Genomic DNA, 19654 nt, shown 5'->3' on the forward strand with positions numbered 1-19654 from the left:
CGGTGGAGCGGTAGTTCAGTTGGTTAGAATACCTGCCTGTCACGCAGGGGGTCGCGGGTTCGAGCCCCGTCCGTTCCGCCACTAAAACAGGAAGCCCTGACTCATAAGAGTCAGGGTTTTTTTGTATTTGCATTTCCTTACGTACAATCCACGCCGAATTAGCGCCCGCCGATTGAAAGTCAGTGGTAAAGTCCCTATAACTGGTAGATGGTTAATCTACCCGGTTTCAAAAGTGCAGGCGGTAACGTGCAAAAAAAGACTTATGCCATGAGATATGTAGCAGGTCAGCCAGCGGAGCGCATTTTTCCTCCCGTGGCGATGCTTCATGTCGGCCAGGCATTACCGCCAGGAGCACCCCTCACCACCGAAGCTCGTTTAAAGGTGCTGGTGTGGAATATCTTCAAACAACAGCGCGCGGAATGGCTCTCAGTTCTGCAAAACTTTGGTAAAGATGCTCATCTTGTCCTGTTGCAGGAGGCACAGACTACGCCCGAGCTGGTGCGTTTCGCGACTTCAAACTATCTTGCTGCCGACCAGGTACCCGCGTTCGTTCTGCCTCAGCACCCTTCAGGGGTGATGACGCTGGCTTCTGCGCATCCGGTTTACTGCTGCCCACTGCGTGAGCGTGAGCCACTGCTCCGACTGGCTAAATCTGCGTTGGTAACCGCCTATCCTCTGCCCGGGAACCAGATGCTGATGGTGGTAAATATTCATGCGGTGAACTTCAGCCTGGGAATAGATGTGTACAGCAAGCAGCTTGGGCCTATCGGTGAGCAAATCATTCACCATAAGGGGCCGGTGATCATGGCCGGTGATTTTAACGCCTGGAGCCGCCAGCGCATCAATGCCCTGTACCGTTTTTCCCGCGAGATGGGTCTGCGTGAGGTGCGATTCACCGACGATCACCGGCGTAAAGCTTTTGGCCGTCCGCTGGATTTTGTTTTTTACCGCGGGATGGGGGTGGCAGAGGCCTCTGTGCTGGTCACCAGCGCCTCGGATCACAACCCGCTGCTGGTAGAGTTTGACGCCGGGGCCTAATTTCGCCGTAAAAAGAGCGCCTTATGATAGAAACGAAGCACCACGACAACGTTGAAAAACAGTTTGGTGAGCAGGCGGGGGCCTATCTTACCAGTACCGTGCATGCCAGCGGCCGCGATCTCGAACGGCTCGACAGCTGCCTGGCGGGTTCAGCGGGGGCCCGGGTGCTGGATTTGGGGTGTGGTGCCGGGCATGCCAGCTTTACGGCTGCCCGGCAGGTAAAAGACGTCGTGGCATACGACCTGTCAGCAAAAATGCTCGCCGTTGTCCGGGACGCCGCAGTGGAACGTGGCTGTCATAATCTGCTCACTCAGCAAGGGATGGCAGAAAATCTGCCGTTTGAAGATGCCACGTTTGATGCTGTGATTAGCCGCTACTCGGCACATCACTGGCATGATGTAGGTAGTGCGCTGCGTGAGGTCCGCCGGGTTCTGAAGCCCGGAGGAAAGGTCATTTTTATGGATGTCGCTGCTCCGGGGCACCCGGTGCTGGATATCTGGCTGCAAACCGTTGAAGCCTTACGTGACACCTCCCATGTCCAGGATTACAGCCCGGGGGACTGGATGAGGATGATGACGGAAAGTGGTCTGGTCATAGACAAGGTATCTCAGGATAAGCTTACGCTAGAGTTCAGCAGCTGGGTGGCACGGATGCGTACCCCCGAGGTTATGGTGCAGGCGATACGTGCCTATCAGCGGTCGGCATCAGATGAGGTGCAGCGCTATTTTGCGTTACAGCCCGACGGCAGTTTCTGCACTGATACCCTGTTTATTGAAGCCATACGGCCATAAAAAAAGCCCGTCAGAGACGGGCTTTTTATTGTGCCATTCATTCGGCGGGGTATGACTGCTAACTGTCTGGCGTCGCATTATCAGAAACAAACAGCGTTAGCTTATCGCCTGGCTTGATGTTTCTGGTGTTACTGGCGACGCTATTCCAGCGCACAACATCTTTGATGTTAACGCCGTGACGTTTTGCGATACTGGCCAGAGAATCACCCTTACGTACCTTATAGGTGATGCTGTCGCCGTTATCTGCCAGCCGCGTACCATTGCTGCCCAGACTTAACGTCTGTCCCGGTTTGATATTGGCACCACGCAAATTATTTGCACGCTGCAGATCTTTTACCGGTACACCAAGACGTTTTGCTATGCCTGACAGCGTATCGCCACTGCGCACCTTATAAGAGGCAGGAGAAACACTGTTCTTCGCAAGTGAAGTAGGCTGTACCGCTGCGATATCACCGCTTGCCAGTGAGTTACGCAGTTTTGCTACGTTGGATTTCGGCACCATAATGTAATGAGGACCATTAGGGGCTGTCTTTCCACGCGTATAGCCGGAGTTAAAGCTCTTCATCTTACTCAGTGACATACCCGCCATTTCAGCGGCCTGTGTCAGCTCAATTTGCTGGCTTACTTCCACTCGCGCCAGAGCGCGTGCTTCGTTAGGTGCCGGCAAACGTACGCCATAACGCTTGCTGTTTTTGAGGATTTGCCCCAGAGCCAGCATTTTAGGGACATAAACCGTCGTTTCTCGTGGCAGCGCAAGTGACCAGAAATCCGTAGGTCGACCTTTAGCCTTATTGGCTTTTATCGCTTTCATTACACGCCCTTCACCGCTGTTATACGCGGCAATGGTCAGTAACCAGTCACCGTCAAACATGCCGTTAAGGCGCTGTAACATATCCAGAGCAACTTTGGTCGATGCCACAACGTCGCGTCGTCCGTCATACCACTGGGTCTGTTTCAGACCATAATTACGTCCCGTCTGCGGCACAATCTGCCAGATGCCAGCGGCATTTGCAGATGATGTAGCGTGGGGATTAAAAGCGCTCTCCACTATGGGTAGCAGTACCAGTTCCATCGGCATTTTACGTTGCTTAATCTGCTCGACAATCCAGTACATATACGGCTCTGCCCGTAATGTTACATCGTGGAGATAGCTCTTGTTACTCAGGTACTTCTGTTTTTGTTCGCGTATCCGGTAATTATCCGGAACCTTCATCTTCAGCTCGTCGCTAATGAAATTCCACAGATCTTTGTCGTCCGCAAGCGTCGTTCCATCGTCCTGCCAGCGCGGCGACAACATCTCATCTGAGTACTGTCCATTTTCACCTTGACCTGCCGAAGACAAACTCTGTGCATGCTGTTCGGGGATGTTAGCATCGTGCCTTGACGCCTGGCATCCGACCAGCAAGACTGAGGCGAGTAATATCGCTTTAGCCTTCATGTGTGTGTCAATAGTTCGCTTAAAAGACGAGCAATAATACGTGCTCGACCCCGACAACACAACCTATAAAATCAAAAAGCGTCTTTCTTCTCGCGTAGAGCGGCAAATACCTGCCATTCATGTTGCGGAGTTGTTTCTATTCCAATTTTTCTTTGTAATTCAACATCTTTTGTCATCAGGAAAATATTTATTTTACGCTCCTGAGCCAGTTTTGTAGGCAAAGTAATGCCATTTTTTGCGCGTAACTCCTTAATTTCTCGATAGTAGCGGGCTATTTCTGCATCTTGTGGGTAAATTGCCTGTGAAAAGGTTAAATTAGATAACGTATATTCATGCGCGCAACAAACCAGAGTTTCTGCTGGTAGCTGGTTAAGCTTCTGAAAAGAATCAAACATTTGCTTTGCAGTACCTTCGAAAAGCCTTCCGCAGCCGCCAGAAAAAAGCGTATCTCCGCAGAAAAGGTAAGGGAAGCTGAAATATGAGATATGTCCTAAAGTGTGGCCGGGGGTGGCGAAAATCGTAATATCTTGACCCAAAATGGACAGGGTATCGCCATCACCAACGATATGCTTCGCACCTTTTGTGCGGGTTTCTTCCGGGCCATAAACCTCCAGATGCGGGAAGCGGGACACCAGTTCGGCTACGCCTCCCACATGATCCTGATGGTGATGGGTGAGCAAAATGGCAACCGGCTGCCACTGATTTTTCTCCATCACACGCAGTACCGGGCCCGCTTCGCCAGGGTCAACAATCAGGCAGCGACCGGCATCATCATTTAAGGTCCAGATGTAGTTATCCTGCAGGGCGGGAATACTGGTAAGATTCATTTTTGTCACTCCTGGATGCTCGAAGGGAAAGAAGATGGTAAAGCATGAAGCCTGCTAAAACACGCCAATTCCGCCAGATACCCGAGTCCTGGTCGCAGATCCCCTGCGGTGAATATTATCGTGACGCACTGTCTCACCAGCTGCGCCCCTGCCTCAGTAAACTTTATGGCTTCCATCTGCTGAAAATTGGCAGTCTGAGTGCGGAGATTGATACGGAGTGCTGCGCTATTTCCCATCAGGTGAACGTCGGGCTGGGCGGCGAGTTGTTACAGGTCAGGGCCGATCCCCTCAGTCTGCCGTTCGAGTCAAAATCGGTGGATGCCTGCCTGCTGGCGCACACGCTGGCGTGGAGCAGTGACCCGCACCGCATCCTGCGTGAGGTCGATCGGGTCCTGATCGATGATGGCTGGATGATTATCAGTGGGTTTAACCTGTTCAGCGTTCTCGGGATAGGGAAACTGATCCCCGGGGTGCATCGTCGTGTTCCCTGGAACAGCAGGATGTTTACCCAGATGCGCCTGCTGGACTGGCTGAGTCTGCTCAATTATGAAGTCATGCAGCGCACCCGTTTTCAGGTACTGCCGTGGAACCGTCAGGGTGGCAAGATGATTAGCACGCATTTACCGGCCCTCGGCTGCCTTAATCTGATCGTTGCACGTAAGCGAACGTTCCCTCTGACGCGTAACCCCGCGAAGAAAAGCGCCAGTCAGCGACAGCTGCAGGCGGTAGGGGCGACCAGCCAGTTCAGAGAAGAGCGGAAAGGGTAAGTATGAAACAAACACAGGCAGGGGCTGACCTTTTTTCCGGGTCAGCCCGCGATTACGCCCCGGCCTGATACCCGACATCATCGGCAGTCGGGTTACCTGCCGCTGAACGCGCGAGTTCATCACAGCGCTCATTTTCAGTATGACCTGCATGGCCCTTAACCCACTTCCAGACAATCTGATGATGGCTGAGGGCCTCGTCCAGTCGCTTCCACAGGTCGACATTCTTGACCGGCTTTTTATCGGCGGTTTTCCAGCCGCGCTTTTTCCAGTTATGGATCCAGGTTGTGATCCCCTGGCGTACATACTGACTGTCGGTACTGAGCACTACCGCGCAGGGCTGCGTCAGGGCTTCCAGAGCCACGATGGCCGCCATCATCTCCATGCGATTATTGGTGGTCAGATGAAAGCCAGCGCTGAAAATTTTCTCGTGTTTGCCATAGCGCATAATGGCACCGTATCCCCCGGGACCAGGGTTGCCAAGGCACGATCCGTCGGTGAAAATTTCTACCTGCTTAAGCATCTCTGGTAGACTCCCTGAAGTAAAAACGCCAAGTCTGCCATAAACGGGTCCTATGAGCACAGTAAATACAACACGTCAGATCGTTCTTGATACCGAAACCACCGGTATGAATATGATCGGTGTCCATTATGAAGGCCACCGGATTATTGAAATTGGTGCCGTCGAGGTCATCAACCGCCGCCTGACCGGCAATAACTTTCATGTTTATCTGAAACCCGATCGGCTGGTGGATCCAGAAGCGTTCGGTGTTCACGGTATTGCGGATGAATTCCTGCTGGATAAGCCCACCTTCGCGCAGGTCGCGGATGATTTCCTCGCTTATATCGATGGCGCGGAACTGGTGATCCACAACGCCTCGTTCGATATCGGCTTTATGGACTACGAGTTTGCCAAACTCCAGCGCGGCATTCCGAAAACAGAAACCTTCTGTCAGATCACCGACAGCCTGGCCATGGCGCGTAAGCTGTTTCCCGGCAAGCGTAACAGCCTGGATGCGCTCTGTTCACGCTATGAAATAGACAACAGTAAACGTACGCTGCACGGCGCACTGCTTGACTCCGAAATCCTGGCGGAAGTCTTCCTGACCATGACCGGCGGGCAGACCTCACTGACTTTCTCCATGGAAGGCGATCGTGAAGAGCAGGAAGGGGGGGAGACCATTCACCGTATCGCGCGTCCGGCATCCGGCCTGCGGGTGGTGCGCGCCACTGAACAGGAGCTGGCCGCCCACGAGTCGCGTCTGGACCTGGTGCAGAAAAAAGGCGGCAGTTGTTTATGGCGTCCGGCTGAAGCCAGCGAGTGATAAGTGATTAAAATGCGGATGAAAACCGCGTTGCGGTGAAAAAGAGAGCAGTTGAGATGTTTCCCCATAAAAAGCGTTGACGAAATTCGGGCGGGCCCGTAATATTCGCCTCGTTCCCGACGGGGAACATCGGTGGAGCGGTAGTTCAGTTGGTTAGAATACCTGCCTGTCACGCAGGGGGTCGCGGGTTCGAGCCCCGTCCGTTCCGCCAAACATTCAGAGAAAGGCCGATTCGAAAGAATCGGCCTTTTTCGTTTTACGTCAGGACTCTTTCTGCATCGCGACTTTCGCGGTATAGCCTTGTGTCGCGACATTCTCCACATCGCCACGGGCGATCCAGCGATAGCTGCCCGCACCCAGCGCCACGCCAATAAACCAGCTAAAGTTTGCCACCGCATGCAGCGAGGGGATAAAACTGATCACCAGGCCAATCGCCACCGACGGCAGCAGCGCCACAATCGCTTTTGGGTTGAAGCCGCCGCGATACCAGTATTTGCCCTTTGGGGTGGCGTCAAACAGATCATCGACGGAGATCTGGCTGCGTTTGATCAGATAGAAATCCGCCAGCAGGATGCCGAACAGTGGCCCGATAAAGGCGCCCAGCACGTCCAGGGTATAGTGGATCAGCTCGGGAGACTGGAACAGGTTCCACGGGGTCAGCAGTACCGAACCGACCGCTGCGATCATTCCACCGGTACGGAAGCTGATTTTCTGCGGGGAGCAGTTAGAAAAATCGAACGCCGGGGAAACGAAGTTCGCCACGATATTGATGCCGATGGTGGCGGTGATCATGGTCAGCAGGCCAATCGCCACCGCCAGGTCGTTGCCCACCATACTCACGGTCTCAATCGGGTCAGTGATCATGCGGCCAAACAGGGACTGAGTGCCGGAGACGATCACCACAGTGACCAGTGAAAACAGCAAAAAGTTAAATGGCAGGCCCCAACGGTTTCCGCGACGGATCTCACCCATGCTCTTACCGTAACGGGAGAAGTCGCCAAAGTTCAGCAGCGGGCCGGAGAAGTAGGAGACAACCAGCGCGGTTGCTGTCAGCATCTGCCACGCCTGCTCACCACCGGAGAGTGCTTTACTCGCCAGAGTGAAGGAAATACCGTCAAAACCGGTTTTGTATACAATCCAGCCAGCCAGCGCCACCATCACCACGTAGACTGCCGGGCCGGCAATATCTATAAAACGCTTAATCGCGTTCATGCCGTGCCAGAAGACCATTGCCTGTAGTAGCCACATAATGCCGAAGCATATCCAGCCGAGCTGTGACAGACCCAGCCAGGAGGCGTGCGTCAGGGACGACAGAGCGGGCCAGAACTTCAGCGAGACCAGCATCAGCGCATTGGCCGCCAGATAGGTCTGAATACCATACCAGGCAAACGCAATCAGCCCACGTATCACCGCCGGAATATTGGCACCAAAGACGCCAAACGCCTGGCGGCAGATCACCGCATAAGGGACGCCGGCCATCTGGCTCGGTTTCGCCACCAGATTGGCACAGACCTGCACGATGCAGATACCTACCAGCAGACAGAGCAGAACCTGCCAGCTGGCGAGGCCCAACGTAAAGAAGCTCGCCGCCACCACATAGCCGCCCATACTGTGTACATCCGACATCCAGAAAGAAAAAATATTGTACCAGCTCCAGTTCTGGTCACGTGTCGGGGCCAGATCCTCGTTGCACAGCCGCGGGCTGTAGTGTGCAGAGGCGTCGGTCGCCGCTGCCTTAGAAGAAATTTGAGTGTTTGGCATGAAACCTGCTCCTGTGAATACAGCAATCAATAAACCGGGTTAAGAGAGGTATTGCAGGATCCAGGCCAGAATAGAATTTCATGTATACAAAAATCAGTATTCCTGTGTACGATTGTTGACGGAAATGAGGATGACCGGAGTAGGGAATGAAGAGTGAAATCGGGCTGAAAACGGCCTCCGACCTGGGCGACAAGGATGAGCCTATCTACCAGGCACTGATGACAGCCATTGTCGAACATCAATTACCACCGGGCAGCAAATTACCGGAAGAGGCACTTTCTGAGGTGTTCGGCGTCAGCCGCACCGGGATTCGCAAGGTGTTACAGCGCCTCGCCGCAGTGCAAATGATCACCCTGACGCCCAAGCGTGGTGCACAGGTTGCCACGCCATCGGTAGAGGAAGCGCAGGATATTTTTCGCACCCGCAGCCTGATTGAATGCGCCAACCTGCCTGACGTGCTGAAGCACTGTCAGGCTCCCCACCTGGCCGCGCTGGAAAAGCTTAATCGCCAGGAGCAGCAGGCTCATGAACAGCACGATGGGGCCGCAGCAATCCGTCTTTCTGCGGCATTCCACATTCAGCTTCAGGCGATATCTGGCAACCAGGTGCTGACCGACATGGTGACGCGCCTGACCCAGCGTTCTTCGCTGGTGGTCGCCGCCTACGGCGCTCCGTGGCAGCAGGGTTGCCGCTGTGACGATCACGATCGGCTGGTGCGTCTGCTACGGGAAAATGCGCTGACCGGGCTGACTGACTCACTACGGCAACATTTTGATCATATTGTCGCCAGTCTGCGCTTTGAACGCAGTGGTGAAACATTGCCGGACTTCTCCCGGCTGTTTGCCTCGAAAGGAGCGTGATGATGAGTAGCAAACAGATCATCCAGGTGATCAACCCCAACACCAGCCTGGCGATGACGGAGACGATCGGTGCGGCGGCAAGGGCGGTGGCCGGGGCGAATACCGAGATTCTGGCGGTTTGCCCGAGCCAGGGCGTCCCCTCCATTGAAGGCCATTTCGATGAAGCGGTTGCCGCGATTGGCGTGCTGGAGCAGATTAAAGCCGGACGTGAACAGGGCGTGTGCGGGCACGTCATTGCTTGCTTCGGCGACCCCGGGCTGCTGGCGGCACGCGAGCTGGCGCAGGGACCGGTGGTGGGCATTGCTGAAGCAGCCATGCATATGGCCACGCTGGTGGCGACACGCTTTTCCATCGTCACCACGCTGCCACGAACATTAATTATTGCCCGTCATCTTTTGCAGCAATATGGCTTTGAACATCACTGTGCGGCGCTGCACGCTATCGACCTGCCCGTGCTGGCACTGGAAGACGGCAGCGGTCTGGCACAGGAAAAAGTGCGCCAGCGTTGTATACAGGCCAAACGTGAGGATGGCAGTGGTGCCATCGTACTCGGCTGCGGCGGTATGGCTGACCTGGCCCGGGCGCTCACGCAAGAGCTTGGGGTGCCAGTCATTGACGGCGTTACTGCGGCGGTAAAAATGGTTGAGTCGCTGGTGGCACTGGGTCTTGGTACCAGCAAGCATGGCGATCTGGACTATCCGTTGCGAAAAAATCTGTCTGGCCAGTTTGAGCGCCTAAACTAAAAGCCGGGTCCCCCTTGTTTTGCGACGTTAAGGACTGAGACGATGACTAATACTGCGGAAAAAAAAGAGTACAGCTTCAACAAGAACTATCCGCGCGATCTGCGCGGTTACGCGGGCCAGCCTCCCCATGCGGCCTGGCCGGGTAAGGCGAAGATTGCCGTGCAGTTCGTCCTCAATTACGAAGAGGGTGCAGAGAATAACGTGCTGCATGGTGATGCAGGCTCCGAGCAGTTTCTTTCCGATATTATTGGTGCCGCCAGCTATCCTGAGCGGCATATGTCGATGGACTCGCTGTATGAATACGGCTCACGTGCCGGCTTCTGGCGTATCCACAACGAATTTCAGAAGCGGGATTTGCCGCTAACCATTTTTGGCGTCGCCATGGCGCTGGCACGGCACCCGGAGATCGTCGGGGCGATTAAAGCGGCGGATTATGATGTAGTCAGCCACGGCTGGCGCTGGATCCACTATCAGGGAATGGATGCAAAAACGGAACGGCAGCATATGCAGCAGGCGCTTGATACGCTGACAGACCTGTTTGGTAAAACGCCTACCGGCTGGTACACCGGTCGTGATAGCCCTAACACGCGGCGGCTGGTGGTTGAACAGGGAGGGCTGACCTACGACAGCGACTACTATGGTGACGATCTGCCATTCTGGACTCAGGTCACCTGTCAGGACGGCACGGTAAAACCGCATTTGATTATTCCCTATACGCTTGAAACCAATGATATGCGTTTTGCCACACCACAGGGTTTTAATACCGCCGAGCAGTTTTATACCTACCTGAAAGACAGCTTTGACGTGCTTTATGCTGAAGGCGATGAAGCCCCGAAAATGTTGTCCATCGGCATGCACTGTCGCCTGCTGGGCCGTCCCGGCCGTTTCCGCGCGCTGCAACGATTCCTCGACTATATCCAGCAACACGAGCGCGTCTGGATTTGTACCCGCCAGCAGATTGCCGACCACTGGATAAAAGCGCATCCCGCCCCAACGCTGTAATCGCTGAGGCGAGGTTCCTCCTCGCCCTGTTTTTATCCCTCCCACGATAAAATGGATTTATATCGATACAAAAATAAGGCTTATCTCGTTTCGCTTGTGAAACTATCTGAAATAATGGATGAAGTTACACTAAGCCCTAATGCTTAGGTGATTTTTAAGGGATTAAGCAATGAACAAAGAAAAAAAAGACGGTGAAATTCTCAGGATCATTAAGCCACTGGTAAAGTTCTGGGAAAACAGTCGCGAACCCTGGTGGGTTAAGAACGCCGAATCACAGTTTGTTTATGCCAATAAACGACTCTGTGAGTTTCTGGGATTACCGAAGGGATATAATCCGGAAGGACGGTATGATGGTGAACTTCCTGTGGCTATCAGTGAGTTTGAAGCCCAGTTTCAGGCGCACGATCGGATGGTACAGACAGCACGCGATCGTATTACCTCCATTGTGATCCAGCAATTTAATGGTCTGGATTATCTGCAGCCTTATTATGCTGACAAAATTCCCCTGATGAATGAAAAAGGCGAGGTGCTGGGCGTTATCCCTCACTGTCGGCCGGTTGAGGCCGTGTTTATTACCCGGTTATCGAAGGTTAAAATGCCCACATCGCTGGTGTTTACACCTCCCAGTAAGCAGTTTACTGAAAAAGAGTGGGACGTCATCTTTTACACCTGTCAGTCATTCACCCCGAAAATGATTGAGAAGTCTCTCGGGGTGTCCAACCGTACAGTTGAAGATATTCTGTGTCGCATTTATAAAAAGGCTGGTGTTGGAAATAAACGTGGATTGATCGATTACTGTATTGAGCAGGGCTTTAATAATTTTATCCCTAAAAATATTTTTCAGCAGTGTGAAACGATTATGCCTTTTGAACGATAAAACCTGAACGATCAGGGGGAGTCATTACCCCCTGACGGCGCTTTTGTTTTTTTTACACCCGGCTGGCGGTGTTTTTTGGCTTTACGTGCTTCATAGCGACTGGGCCATATATCCGCTGGCTCCAGCCCCAGCAGTGAGGCAATAATCTTTTCACCTTTAGGCCAGGGCCGGGTCAGGGCATTAGCCAGCGTGCCGCCAGCCAGTCCATTTGCCCGTGACAGCGAGGCGATAGAATAACCTTTTAGTCGAATAGCACATTTTATTTCTTCACGATGCCAGTCACCCGCAGGGGGAGGGCCTCGGGTCGTCATGGTGGGGGTTAGGGGAGCTAACAGCGTCATCTTTCTCTCCTATGTGGATAAGTGAAGGGGAGTTTTATCATTCGCTGCCAGCCTGCACCACCGTGAGAATTACGGAGCATCGAAACCGGCGGGTTTACTGCGGTGGATCAGGTCATCAAACTGACCTGCGCGGCCACAATGCGCCAGCCGCAGGGGAATTTCACCCAGGTCTGCTGCTGACGTCCGATGCGGTCACTACCCTCACGGGTAAACTCGGTACTGCATACGGCGAAATCGTCGCCATAGGTGGTGATCACCGTATTTCTTAAGCGGCGATCTAACCCTGCGGAGGGGCGCGAAGCGCGAAAATCGCGGATCGCCTCAATCCCATAAAGGTTCTCCCCGGCACCCAGACGTACCGTGCGGCGATCATGCCAGAAAAGGGCATCCAGCACGGAGATATCATTGCTGACCAGCGCCGCTTCATAACGATAAAACGCGGCGGTGACTTCAGCCAGGATCGCCGGGCGATCACTATATTCACTGTTCATTTTTGTGGTTCCATTCTGGCCGGGTCGGCCTGTGTGATGCCCATCTGCTCCAGGGCTCTGGCGGCCCGCAGGCACGCGGCTTCGTTAAAGGGTGCTGCAATCAGCTGCAGGCCAATGGGCAGGCCGTGAGCAGTACGCAATGGAACTGTGGTCACCGGCAGGCCGAGAAATGAAACAGGTTGGGTCAGCATGCCCATGCTGGCGCGGATCGGCAGGTCAGTGTGGTTAATGCGCATCGTCTCCTGGCCAATGTACGTGGCGCTGGCTGGTGTCGCGGGTGCAATCAGCACATCCACCTGCTCAAAGACAGGCAGCACCTGCTGCTGGAAATGACGACGAAAACGCTGCGCCTGTACATACCAGGCCGCCGGGATCATCGCCCCGGCAAGCAGACGCTCACGCGACAGCGGTTCAAACTGTGCCGGAGAATGGCGCAGCGCGGGCAGGTAGTGATTTCCTCCCTCGGAGGCGCTAAGAATAAACGCTGCGGTTCTCGCCAGCTCCGCTTCCGGCAGCACCACTTCCTCGCGGGCATTTAGCGCGCTGGCGGCCCGTGCCACTGCGGCACGGGCATCATCATCGCACCACTGCTGAAAGTACCCTCCCAGCACGCCGCAGCGCAGGCCATCAATGCCCTGTTCCAGCTGCGGGCTGACGGTTTGCACAGGGCGATCGGCCTGGAAGCCGTCAGCAGGATCGTGACCCTGCAATAAATCATAGACGTGCGTAAGGTCGCTGACGCGGCGGGCAAGCGGGCCGATATGATCAAGGCTGGCGACAAACGGATGGCTACCGCTGCGCGACAGGCGGCCAAAAGTCGGTTTCAGACCAAAGATGCCGCAGAGTGAAGAGGGCACGCGAATCGACCCGTTGGTGTCGGTGCCGAGAGAAAAGTGTACCAGTCCTGCGGCGACGGCCGCTGCGGAGCCTCCGGACGAACCACCGGCAATACGCGCCGGATCGTGGGGGTTGCGGGTGGCACCGTAATGCGTGTTTTCCGTGGTGAACCCGTAGGCGTAAGCATCCATATTCAGCATGCCCGACAGTAACCCCCCGTGGCTGGCCAGCTTCTGTACCGCCCACGCATCCTGCTGCGCCGCCGGACGGTTGCTGAACAGGCGGGCACCGGCCAGCGTAGTGTGTCCTGCCACATCGAACAGGTTCTTGACAGCGTAAGGGATCCCGGCCAGCATCGGCAGCGGCTGGTTTTGATGTTTCAGACGATCGAGGCGATCGGCTTCCTGTAACATCCGATCCTGAGTGATAGCGGTCCAGGCATTGAGTGACGGATTATGCCGCTCAATCGCGGCCAGCGTGTGCCGGGCGATCTCGCGTGCGCTGAGATCGCCACGGGCCAGGGCCCGGGTCAGCTCGCCAATGGAAAGGGAGGCCAGATTCATGCTTTATACACTCCTGCCACTTCCAGGCGGTCATCCAGCGGAAACACCATCAGCGGCACCGCCATAACGGCAATGCGGTTGAACTGCACCTGCAGTTCAGCACGACGTGCATCGTCAAGCTCCAGCGCCAGCACCTGCTCCATCTGTGTGATATAGGCTGCCCAGTCGGGCGTCGTTGGTGTCATGCTCATCTCCTGTTTATTCTGTCAAAATCCGGCCGCACTGCCGTTGCTGCGCGGATCGAATGCCCCTTCGAGCATCCCGTTGATATGCCGAACAATGGCCCCGGCGTGGCCCACGGCTTCGCTGTAGTCAGGCAGCAGTTCGACCTCGTGTCCCAGTGCCCTGAGCGTGGCGACGGTGTCAGCGGAAAAACGGCCTTCCAGCTTGAGCGAGTCGGAAGCCTGGCCCCAGGTACGTCCCAGCAGCCAGCGGGGGGCGCTGACGGCCTGCTGCAATCCCATGCCCTGTACCACATGGCGGGTGAAAATCGCCGCCTGGGTCTGGGGCTGACCGTCTCCTCCCATGGATCCATAAACCATCGTCCGGCCGTCGTTCAGCCTGGCCGCGGCAGGGTTTAGCGTATGGAAGGGTTGCTTACCGGGCAGCAGCGCCAGCAGATGATCGGGATCGAGACTGAAGGCCGCACCGCGATTTTGCCAGGTGATGCCGGTACCGGGGAGCACCACGCCGCTGCCAAACTCGTGGTAAATGCTTTGAATAAAGGAAACTGCCAGCCCGCTGCTGTCCATGACCCCCATCCAGACCGTATCTCCCGGCCCTTTACCGCTGCCCCACGGTGCCGCCTGACTGATATCGATCTGTGCTGCCATCTGCTGCAGGCGATCGCTGTCGAGCAGCGTCTGCATCTCTTCGCGCATGTGCAGGGGATCGGTGATGTACTGGTCGCGCAGGCCAAAGGCCAGTTTGGTGGCTTCAACGATGCGATGCACGGTCTGGGCTTCGTCAGCCTCTGCCATCTGCAGGTGGTCGGTCATAGCGAGAATGGCCAGTGATACCACGCCCTGAGTGGGCGGGGTCATATTGAAGACCTCACCGTACTGGTGGCGAATACGCAGCGGTGTACGGCGTGCGGCGTGCTGACGGTTCAGGTCTTCCAGCGTCACGGGCATTCCCAGGTGTGACATTTCACTGGCCATCTGGCGAGCGAGCGGGCCGCGATAAAAGCTTTCCAGCCCCGCTTCCGCCAGATGAATCAGGGTGTTTGCCAGGTCTGGCTGGGTGAAGCGGCTGCCGCAGCGGGGGACCTCACCGTCGGGTAAAAAGGTGGCTGCGAAACCGGGCTGGTGTATCAGCTCTGCCTGTTTACTGGCGGTGGCATCGGCCTGAGAGGCGGTGACCGGGATGCCGTCGGCGGCATAGCGTATAGCATCGGCCAGCAGGCGCGGCAGGGTGCGCTGCACGCCGCCCATCTCTCGTGAGATTGTCAGTGCTTCAGCCCAGCCGCTGACGGTACCGGCCACGGTCAGCGCAGACTTCGGACCGCGATGGGGAATGGTGCTGCTGCCCTGGTAGAAATCGGGCGATGCCAGCGCGCCAGCCGCCCCGCTGGCATCAATGGCCACCGGATCGCCCTTAGGGGGGACGATCAGCCAGAAACCATCGCCTCCCAGTCCGTTCATATGGGGATACACCACCGCGATGGTCGCGGCGGCGGCCACCATCGCCTCAATGGCGTTGCCACCTTCACGCAAAATACTCAGTGCGCTCTCACTCGCCAGGTGGTGCGGCGTAACGGCCATCCCCAGAGGAGCCATATTGCTTTGATTCATTCGATTCCCGTCAATCGGATTACAGATGCGTTGACTAAAGCAATAGCCGTTCCAGTTTGTCGAGGATCAGGCTGTTACCAATTGAATATGTGTCGGCCAGCTCCGGTTTTGAGATAAAAGTTTGCTGATTTCTTTCCGCCAGCGTCCCCCGCTACAGACAGGCACGTTATTTGTATATCATTCTGAGGATGAAACAAACGTTACAGGGTCAACACCATGATGCAGCTTGATGAACGCCTGCGCAGTCAGTACGCGCAGCTTTCCCCCCAGGAACAGCGTATCGCTGATTTTGTTTTCGACCATTTCGATGATTTGATCAGCTACAACAGTGCCGATCTGGCACGCCTGAGCGGGGCGTCTAAAGCTACGGTCAGTCGCCTGTTTAAACGCCTGGGCTATGAAAAATATAAAGATATGCGCGATGAGCTGCGTACCTTGCGCCAGAGTGGGATGCCGCTGACGGACAACCGCGATGCGGTGCAGGGGAATACGCTGCTGGCACGCCATTACAAGCAGGAGATGGCCAACCTGACCCGGTGGGTTAACGGCATTGATGCCGGACATTTTGGTGAAGTCGTACAGGCGCTGGCAAACAGCAAACGCATTTTTATCATCGGGATGCGAAACGCCTATCCGGTTGCTCTGCATCTGCGCCAGCAGCTGTTACAGGCGCGGACTCAGGTTCAGGTTCTGCCGCAGCCGGGGCAGACGCTGTCGGAAGAGCTGGTGGATCTCACCCCGGAGGATCTGATGGTGGTGATGGCTTTTCGCCGCCGACCGCGCATTATCCGGCCGCTATTGCAGCAGCTACAGCATAACGGTATCCCGACGCTGGCGCTGTGCGAGCCTCAGGCGCAGGCGGTAATGACGCTGACGCGCTGGCAGCTCTGCGCCCCACTGGACAGCGTGTCGGCCTTTGACAGCTATGCGGCAGCCAACAGTCTGATCAACCTGCTGGCCAATGCGGTATTGCACGAAAGGTTAAGTGACGGACGCCAGCGTATACATCAGATTGCTGACCTCTACGGCCAGCTGGATGAGCTGGAACACCGCTAGTGGGGCACTGTTATGGTGCTTTGCATGATTTTGGGGCGCATTGCCGCGCCCCTTTTTATGGCCTTTTAACGGGCAGTCAGGTCAGGAACTGTCCTGCTTTCCCCGACTCTTTTAAGGTTAATAATCTGCTGCAGCAGGTTTTTTCTCACCCGGTATGCACCGGGCAGCAGAAATTTTTATCCCCTCTCACGCGCTGGCACATTAGTTGCAATTAAGTTCTTTAAGAATCTTTCGTTTCATGATGTATTAACCGGGGAAGTGAAGATGAAAAAAGGCTTATTTGCATTACTGGCAGGTGCCGTACTGTTTTCTCAGGCAATAGTGGCCCATGCCGACCAGCTGCAGGATATTGAAAAACGTGGCGTTATCCGCATTGCAGTCCCGCAGGACTTCCCGCCGTTTGGTTCGGTCGGCACTGATTTACAGCCGCAGGGCTACGACATTGATATGGCAAAGTACCTGGCGAAACAGATGAAACTTAAGTTGCAGCTGGTGCCGGTGACCAGCGCCAACCGCGTTCCTTATCTGCAGACGGACAAAGTGGACCTGGTGATCTCCAGCCTGGGCAAGAATCCGGAGCGCGAGAAAGTGATCGACTTCAGTCGCGCCTATGCGCCGTTCTTCCTCGGCGTGTTCGGGCCAAAAGACGGGGCGCTGAAAGAGGCTGCTGGCCTGAGTGGCAAATCCATCGGTGTCACCCGGGGGGCCGTTGAAGACATGGTGCTGACGGGGATCGCACCGAAAGACGCCCAGGTGAAGCGCTACGAAGACAATAACACCACGCTGTCGGCTTACCTTTCCGGTCAGGTGGAGTATGTTGCCACAGGCAACCTGGTGGTGGCCGCCATCGCCCGCCAGCAGGCAGATAAAGCCCCGGTCGCGAAATTTATGCTGAAAGACTCCCCGTGCTTCATCGGTATGAAGAAAAATGAGCCCGCGCTGAAAGCGAAAGTGGATGCTCTGATCGTACAGGCGATTAAGGATAAAACCCTGAACGGGCTTTCAGAGCAGTGGCTGAAGGCTCCGCTGCCCGCCGATCTCGGCGCGTAAGGGCTGACCAATGATTGGGCAACTGAATTTTCCTGCGCTGTGGCCCTTCTGGCCGGAATTACTTTCCGGCCTGTGGGTGACCATTCAGCTGACAGTAATGGCGACGGTAGGCGGCGTAGGGCTGGGCATTCTGGGGGCAGCGCTGCGCAGCGGCAGGCCTTCACTGTTCAGCCGCCTATGGGGCGTGTATGTCGAACTTATCCGCAATACGCCGTTTGTGGTGCAGCTGTTTTTTATCGTGTTTGGTCTGCCCAATCTCGGTCTGAAGCTGACCGCCGGCGAAGCGGCGCTGCTGGCCATGCTGATTAATCTCGGGGCCTACAGTACGGAAATAATCCGTGCCGGCATCCAAGTGACACCGAAAGGGCAGTGGGAGGCTGGACGCGTACTGGGCCTGACCCGCACGCAGACCTTTATCCGGGTGGTGCTGCCGCCGTCAATGAAGCGTATATATCCGGCGCTGGTCAGCCAGTGCATTATTGTGATGCTTGGCTCCTCGGTGGTATCTCAGGTCTCCTATGAGGAGCTGACCTTTGCCGCCAACCTGATCCAGTCGCGCACCTTTTTAAGTTTTGAGGTTTATCTGGTGACCACGCTGATGTATCTGGCGCTGTCGATTGCCATGCGTCAGCTGTTACTGGCCGCGGGGCGCAAGTGGTTTGGAGAGCAGCCATGATGACAACCTTTACTGACTGGGACATTCTGCGCAATCTGCTGCTGGCGGCCCGCTGGACCATCGCTCTGTCGCTGACGGCCTTTTTCGGCGGCACGCTGGTGGCAATGCCGCTGGTGATGGTGCGCCTGAGTGGGCGTCGCTGGCCAAACCGGATGATCCGCTGCTATATCGAACTGTTCCAGGGTACGCCGCTGCTGATGCAGCTCTTCCTGGCCTTCTTCGGCGTGGCGCTATTTGGCCTGGACGTGTCGCCGTGGACGGCGGCGTCGCTGGCGCTGACCTTCTACACCAGTGCTTTTCTGGTGGATATCTGGCACGGCAGCATTAAAGCCCTGCCGAAAGGGCAGTGGGAGGCGTGTCGCTGCCTCGGCCTGAGCTTTGGTCAGACGCTCTGGCGTGTGGTATTGCCACAGGCGCTGCGCGTGGGGATCGCCCCCACTGTCGGCTTTGCCGTCCAGGTGGTGAAAGGCACCGCGCTGGCTTCCATTATCGGCTTTATAGAGCTGACCAAGGCCGGCACCATTTTGAACAATGTGACGTATCAGCCTTTTAAAGTGTTCGGGTTAGTGGCCCTCGGCTATTTCCTGATGTGTTATCCGCTGTCACGCTACAGCCAGTATCTGGAGAAGAAATTCAATGCCGCTCATCACCATTAATCAGGTGCAGAAATACTATGGCGACAATCACGTACTGAAAGGCGTGGATCTCGACGTCGATATGGGTGAAGTGATCTCCATTATCGGCCGCAGCGGATCGGGGAAAAGCACCCTGCTACGCTGCATTAACGGGCTGGAAGGCTATCAGGAGGGCAGTATTAAACTCGGCGGGATGACCATTACCGATCGCGATGCCCAGGCGCGGGACATCAGCCGTTCCGTCGGGATGGTGTTCCAGAACTTCAACCTGTTCCCGCATATGACGGCGCTGGAAAACGTGATGCTGGCCCCCCGGCGGGTGCTGAAAAAGAAAGAGGCAGAATGCCGCGAACTGGCCGCCCGGATGCTGGAAAAAGTCGGTCTGGGCGACCGGATAGATTACTATCCTGCCAACCTCTCCGGCGGGCAGCAGCAGCGCGTGGCGATAGCGCGGGCGCTGGCCATGTCGCCCAAAGTGCTGCTGTGCGATGAGATCACCTCGGCGCTGGATCCGGAACTGGTGGGGGAAGTATTGAAAGTGCTGGAGCAGCTGGCAAAAGAGGGCATGACGCTGATCCTCGTAACACACGAAATGAATTTTGCCCGCGAGGTCGGTGACCGCGTGGTGTTTATGCACCAGGGGCGGGTGTGGGAGCAGGGCGACAGTAAAACCGTCTTCTCTGACCCGCAAACGAATGAATTAAAACAGTTTATCTCCTCGGTGCGTGGGCTTTAGGCTACTTTGTTTGTCATTTTGAACCTGGGCAGTGCTCAGAATCCTCACGT

Annotated in this window: 22 protein-coding genes and 2 tRNA genes; 15 read left to right on the forward strand and 9 right to left on the reverse strand. The window is 55.7% G+C overall.

What is annotated here, in order from left to right; translation table 11 throughout:
* Positions 1 to 4 precede the first annotated feature (4 nt).
* The 3 genes from IFU29_RS17635 (at position 5) to IFU29_RS17645 (ending at position 1829) form a co-directional block, all read left to right on the forward strand.
* Positions 5 to 81, forward strand: a tRNA-Asp gene (locus IFU29_RS17635).
* Positions 82 to 246: 165 nt separating this feature from the next.
* Positions 247 to 1038 carry an endonuclease/exonuclease/phosphatase family protein gene (locus tag IFU29_RS17640; protein WP_191935072.1) on the forward strand — a complete coding sequence of 264 codons (792 nt, stop codon included), beginning with the start codon at positions 247 to 249 and terminating at the stop codon, positions 1036 to 1038.
* Between the two features lie 23 nt (positions 1039 to 1061).
* A complete protein-coding gene (locus IFU29_RS17645; protein WP_191935073.1) occupies positions 1062 to 1829 on the forward strand; it encodes a class I SAM-dependent methyltransferase in 768 nt (255 codons plus the stop codon).
* 58 nt (positions 1830 to 1887) lie between these two features.
* Here IFU29_RS17645 and mltD read toward each other — a convergent pair whose 3' ends face one another.
* Complete coding sequence (gene mltD, locus IFU29_RS17650; RefSeq protein ID WP_191935074.1) at positions 1888 to 3267, reverse strand: murein transglycosylase D; 1380 nt, start codon at positions 3265 to 3267, stop codon at positions 1888 to 1890.
* A 71-nt stretch (positions 3268 to 3338) separates the two neighbouring features.
* Complete coding sequence (gloB, locus tag IFU29_RS17655) at positions 3339 to 4094, reverse strand: hydroxyacylglutathione hydrolase (protein WP_191935075.1); 756 nt, start codon at positions 4092 to 4094, stop codon at positions 3339 to 3341.
* Positions 4095 to 4138: 44 nt separating this feature from the next.
* Here gloB and IFU29_RS17660 point away from each other — a divergent pair, with 44 nt between their 5' ends.
* Positions 4139 to 4861: a class I SAM-dependent methyltransferase gene (locus tag IFU29_RS17660; RefSeq protein ID WP_191935076.1), complete on the forward strand. Its 723-nt coding sequence runs from the start codon at positions 4139 to 4141 to the stop codon at positions 4859 to 4861.
* A gap of 52 nt (positions 4862 to 4913) precedes the next feature.
* On the opposite strand, the gene rnhA is transcribed toward IFU29_RS17660, so the two are convergent.
* Entirely contained in the window at positions 4914 to 5441 is a 528-nt protein-coding gene (gene rnhA, locus IFU29_RS17665) for a ribonuclease HI (protein ID WP_191935077.1), read from the reverse strand.
* On the opposite strand from rnhA, the gene dnaQ reads away from it, so the two are divergent.
* Both dnaQ and IFU29_RS17675 read left to right on the forward strand, forming a co-directional pair.
* The gene (gene dnaQ / locus IFU29_RS17670; protein WP_191935078.1) at positions 5434 to 6183 is read left to right on the forward strand and encodes a DNA polymerase III subunit epsilon; all 750 of its coding nucleotides are present in this window, start codon (positions 5434 to 5436) and stop codon (positions 6181 to 6183) included. The two genes, rnhA and dnaQ, sit on opposite strands and share 8 nt — an antisense overlap.
* A gap of 134 nt (positions 6184 to 6317) precedes the next feature.
* Positions 6318 to 6394: transfer RNA gene (locus tag IFU29_RS17675), tRNA-Asp, on the forward strand.
* Positions 6395 to 6444: 50 nt separating this feature from the next.
* Here IFU29_RS17675 and IFU29_RS17680 read toward each other — a convergent pair.
* Positions 6445 to 7944: an NCS1 family nucleobase:cation symporter-1 gene (locus tag IFU29_RS17680; protein ID WP_191935079.1), complete on the reverse strand. Its 1500-nt coding sequence runs from the start codon at positions 7942 to 7944 to the stop codon at positions 6445 to 6447.
* Positions 7945 to 8090: 146 nt separating this feature from the next.
* On the opposite strand from IFU29_RS17680, the gene IFU29_RS17685 reads away from it, so the two are divergent.
* From IFU29_RS17685 to IFU29_RS17700, 4 genes are all read left to right on the forward strand, one after another.
* Positions 8091 to 8804, forward strand: a complete 714-nt coding sequence (locus IFU29_RS17685) for a GntR family transcriptional regulator (RefSeq protein ID WP_191935080.1) — start codon at positions 8091 to 8093, stop codon at positions 8802 to 8804.
* A gap of 2 nt (positions 8805 to 8806) precedes the next feature.
* Positions 8807 to 9547 (forward strand): allantoin racemase, encoded by a 741-nt coding sequence (hpxA, locus tag IFU29_RS17690; protein ID WP_191935182.1) that lies wholly within the window; start codon positions 8807 to 8809, stop codon positions 9545 to 9547.
* Positions 9548 to 9589: 42 nt separating this feature from the next.
* Positions 9590 to 10549 carry an allantoinase PuuE gene (gene puuE, locus IFU29_RS17695; RefSeq protein WP_191935081.1) on the forward strand — a complete coding sequence of 320 codons (960 nt, stop codon included), beginning with the start codon at positions 9590 to 9592 and terminating at the stop codon, positions 10547 to 10549.
* Between the two features lie 169 nt (positions 10550 to 10718).
* Entirely contained in the window at positions 10719 to 11426 is a 708-nt protein-coding gene (locus IFU29_RS17700; RefSeq protein WP_191935082.1) for a helix-turn-helix transcriptional regulator, read from the forward strand.
* An 11-nt stretch (positions 11427 to 11437) separates the two neighbouring features.
* Here the strand turns inward: IFU29_RS17700 and IFU29_RS17705 are convergent, their stop codons facing one another.
* The 5 genes from IFU29_RS17705 to IFU29_RS17725 form a co-directional block, all read right to left on the reverse strand.
* Positions 11438 to 11737, reverse strand: coding sequence for a helix-turn-helix domain-containing protein (locus tag IFU29_RS17705; protein ID WP_191935183.1), 300 nt, complete (start codon positions 11735 to 11737; stop codon positions 11438 to 11440).
* Between the two features lie 137 nt (positions 11738 to 11874).
* Entirely contained in the window at positions 11875 to 12258 is a 384-nt protein-coding gene (gene hpxZ, locus IFU29_RS17710) for an oxalurate catabolism protein HpxZ (protein ID WP_191935083.1), read from the reverse strand.
* The gene (locus IFU29_RS17715; RefSeq protein WP_191935084.1) at positions 12255 to 13658 is read right to left on the reverse strand and encodes an AtzE family amidohydrolase; all 1404 of its coding nucleotides are present in this window, start codon (positions 13656 to 13658) and stop codon (positions 12255 to 12257) included. Before IFU29_RS17715 ends, hpxZ begins: the two co-directional genes overlap by 4 nt.
* Entirely contained in the window at positions 13655 to 13843 is a 189-nt protein-coding gene (gene hpxX / locus IFU29_RS17720) for an oxalurate catabolism protein HpxX (protein WP_191935085.1), read from the reverse strand. Before hpxX ends, IFU29_RS17715 begins: the two co-directional genes overlap by 4 nt.
* Positions 13844 to 13864: 21 nt before the next feature.
* A complete protein-coding gene (locus IFU29_RS17725) occupies positions 13865 to 15451 on the reverse strand; it encodes a gamma-glutamyltransferase family protein (protein ID WP_191935086.1) in 1587 nt (528 codons plus the stop codon).
* Positions 15452 to 15667: 216 nt separating this feature from the next.
* Between IFU29_RS17725 and hpxU the strand changes: the two genes are divergently transcribed.
* The 5 genes from hpxU (at position 15668) to IFU29_RS17750 (ending at position 19604) form a co-directional block, all read left to right on the forward strand.
* Positions 15668 to 16507: a MurR/RpiR family transcriptional regulator HpxU gene (hpxU, locus tag IFU29_RS17730; RefSeq protein WP_191935087.1), complete on the forward strand. Its 840-nt coding sequence runs from the start codon at positions 15668 to 15670 to the stop codon at positions 16505 to 16507.
* A 264-nt stretch (positions 16508 to 16771) separates the two neighbouring features.
* Complete coding sequence (locus IFU29_RS17735; RefSeq protein WP_062749265.1) at positions 16772 to 17557, forward strand: transporter substrate-binding domain-containing protein; 786 nt, start codon at positions 16772 to 16774, stop codon at positions 17555 to 17557.
* A gap of 10 nt (positions 17558 to 17567) precedes the next feature.
* A complete protein-coding gene (locus IFU29_RS17740; RefSeq protein ID WP_191935088.1) occupies positions 17568 to 18233 on the forward strand; it encodes an amino acid ABC transporter permease in 666 nt (221 codons plus the stop codon).
* Positions 18233 to 18889, forward strand: coding sequence for an amino acid ABC transporter permease (locus IFU29_RS17745; RefSeq protein ID WP_062749269.1), 657 nt, complete (start codon positions 18233 to 18235; stop codon positions 18887 to 18889). Before IFU29_RS17740 ends, IFU29_RS17745 begins: the two co-directional genes overlap by 1 nt.
* Positions 18870 to 19604: an amino acid ABC transporter ATP-binding protein gene (locus IFU29_RS17750; protein WP_191935089.1), complete on the forward strand. Its 735-nt coding sequence runs from the start codon at positions 18870 to 18872 to the stop codon at positions 19602 to 19604. The genes IFU29_RS17745 and IFU29_RS17750 overlap by 20 nt, the downstream gene beginning before the upstream one ends.
* Positions 19605 to 19654 lie beyond the last annotated feature (50 nt).

This window comes from Erwinia persicina, assembly GCF_014838825.1.
Lineage (GTDB): Bacteria > Pseudomonadota > Gammaproteobacteria > Enterobacterales > Enterobacteriaceae > Erwinia > Erwinia persicina_A.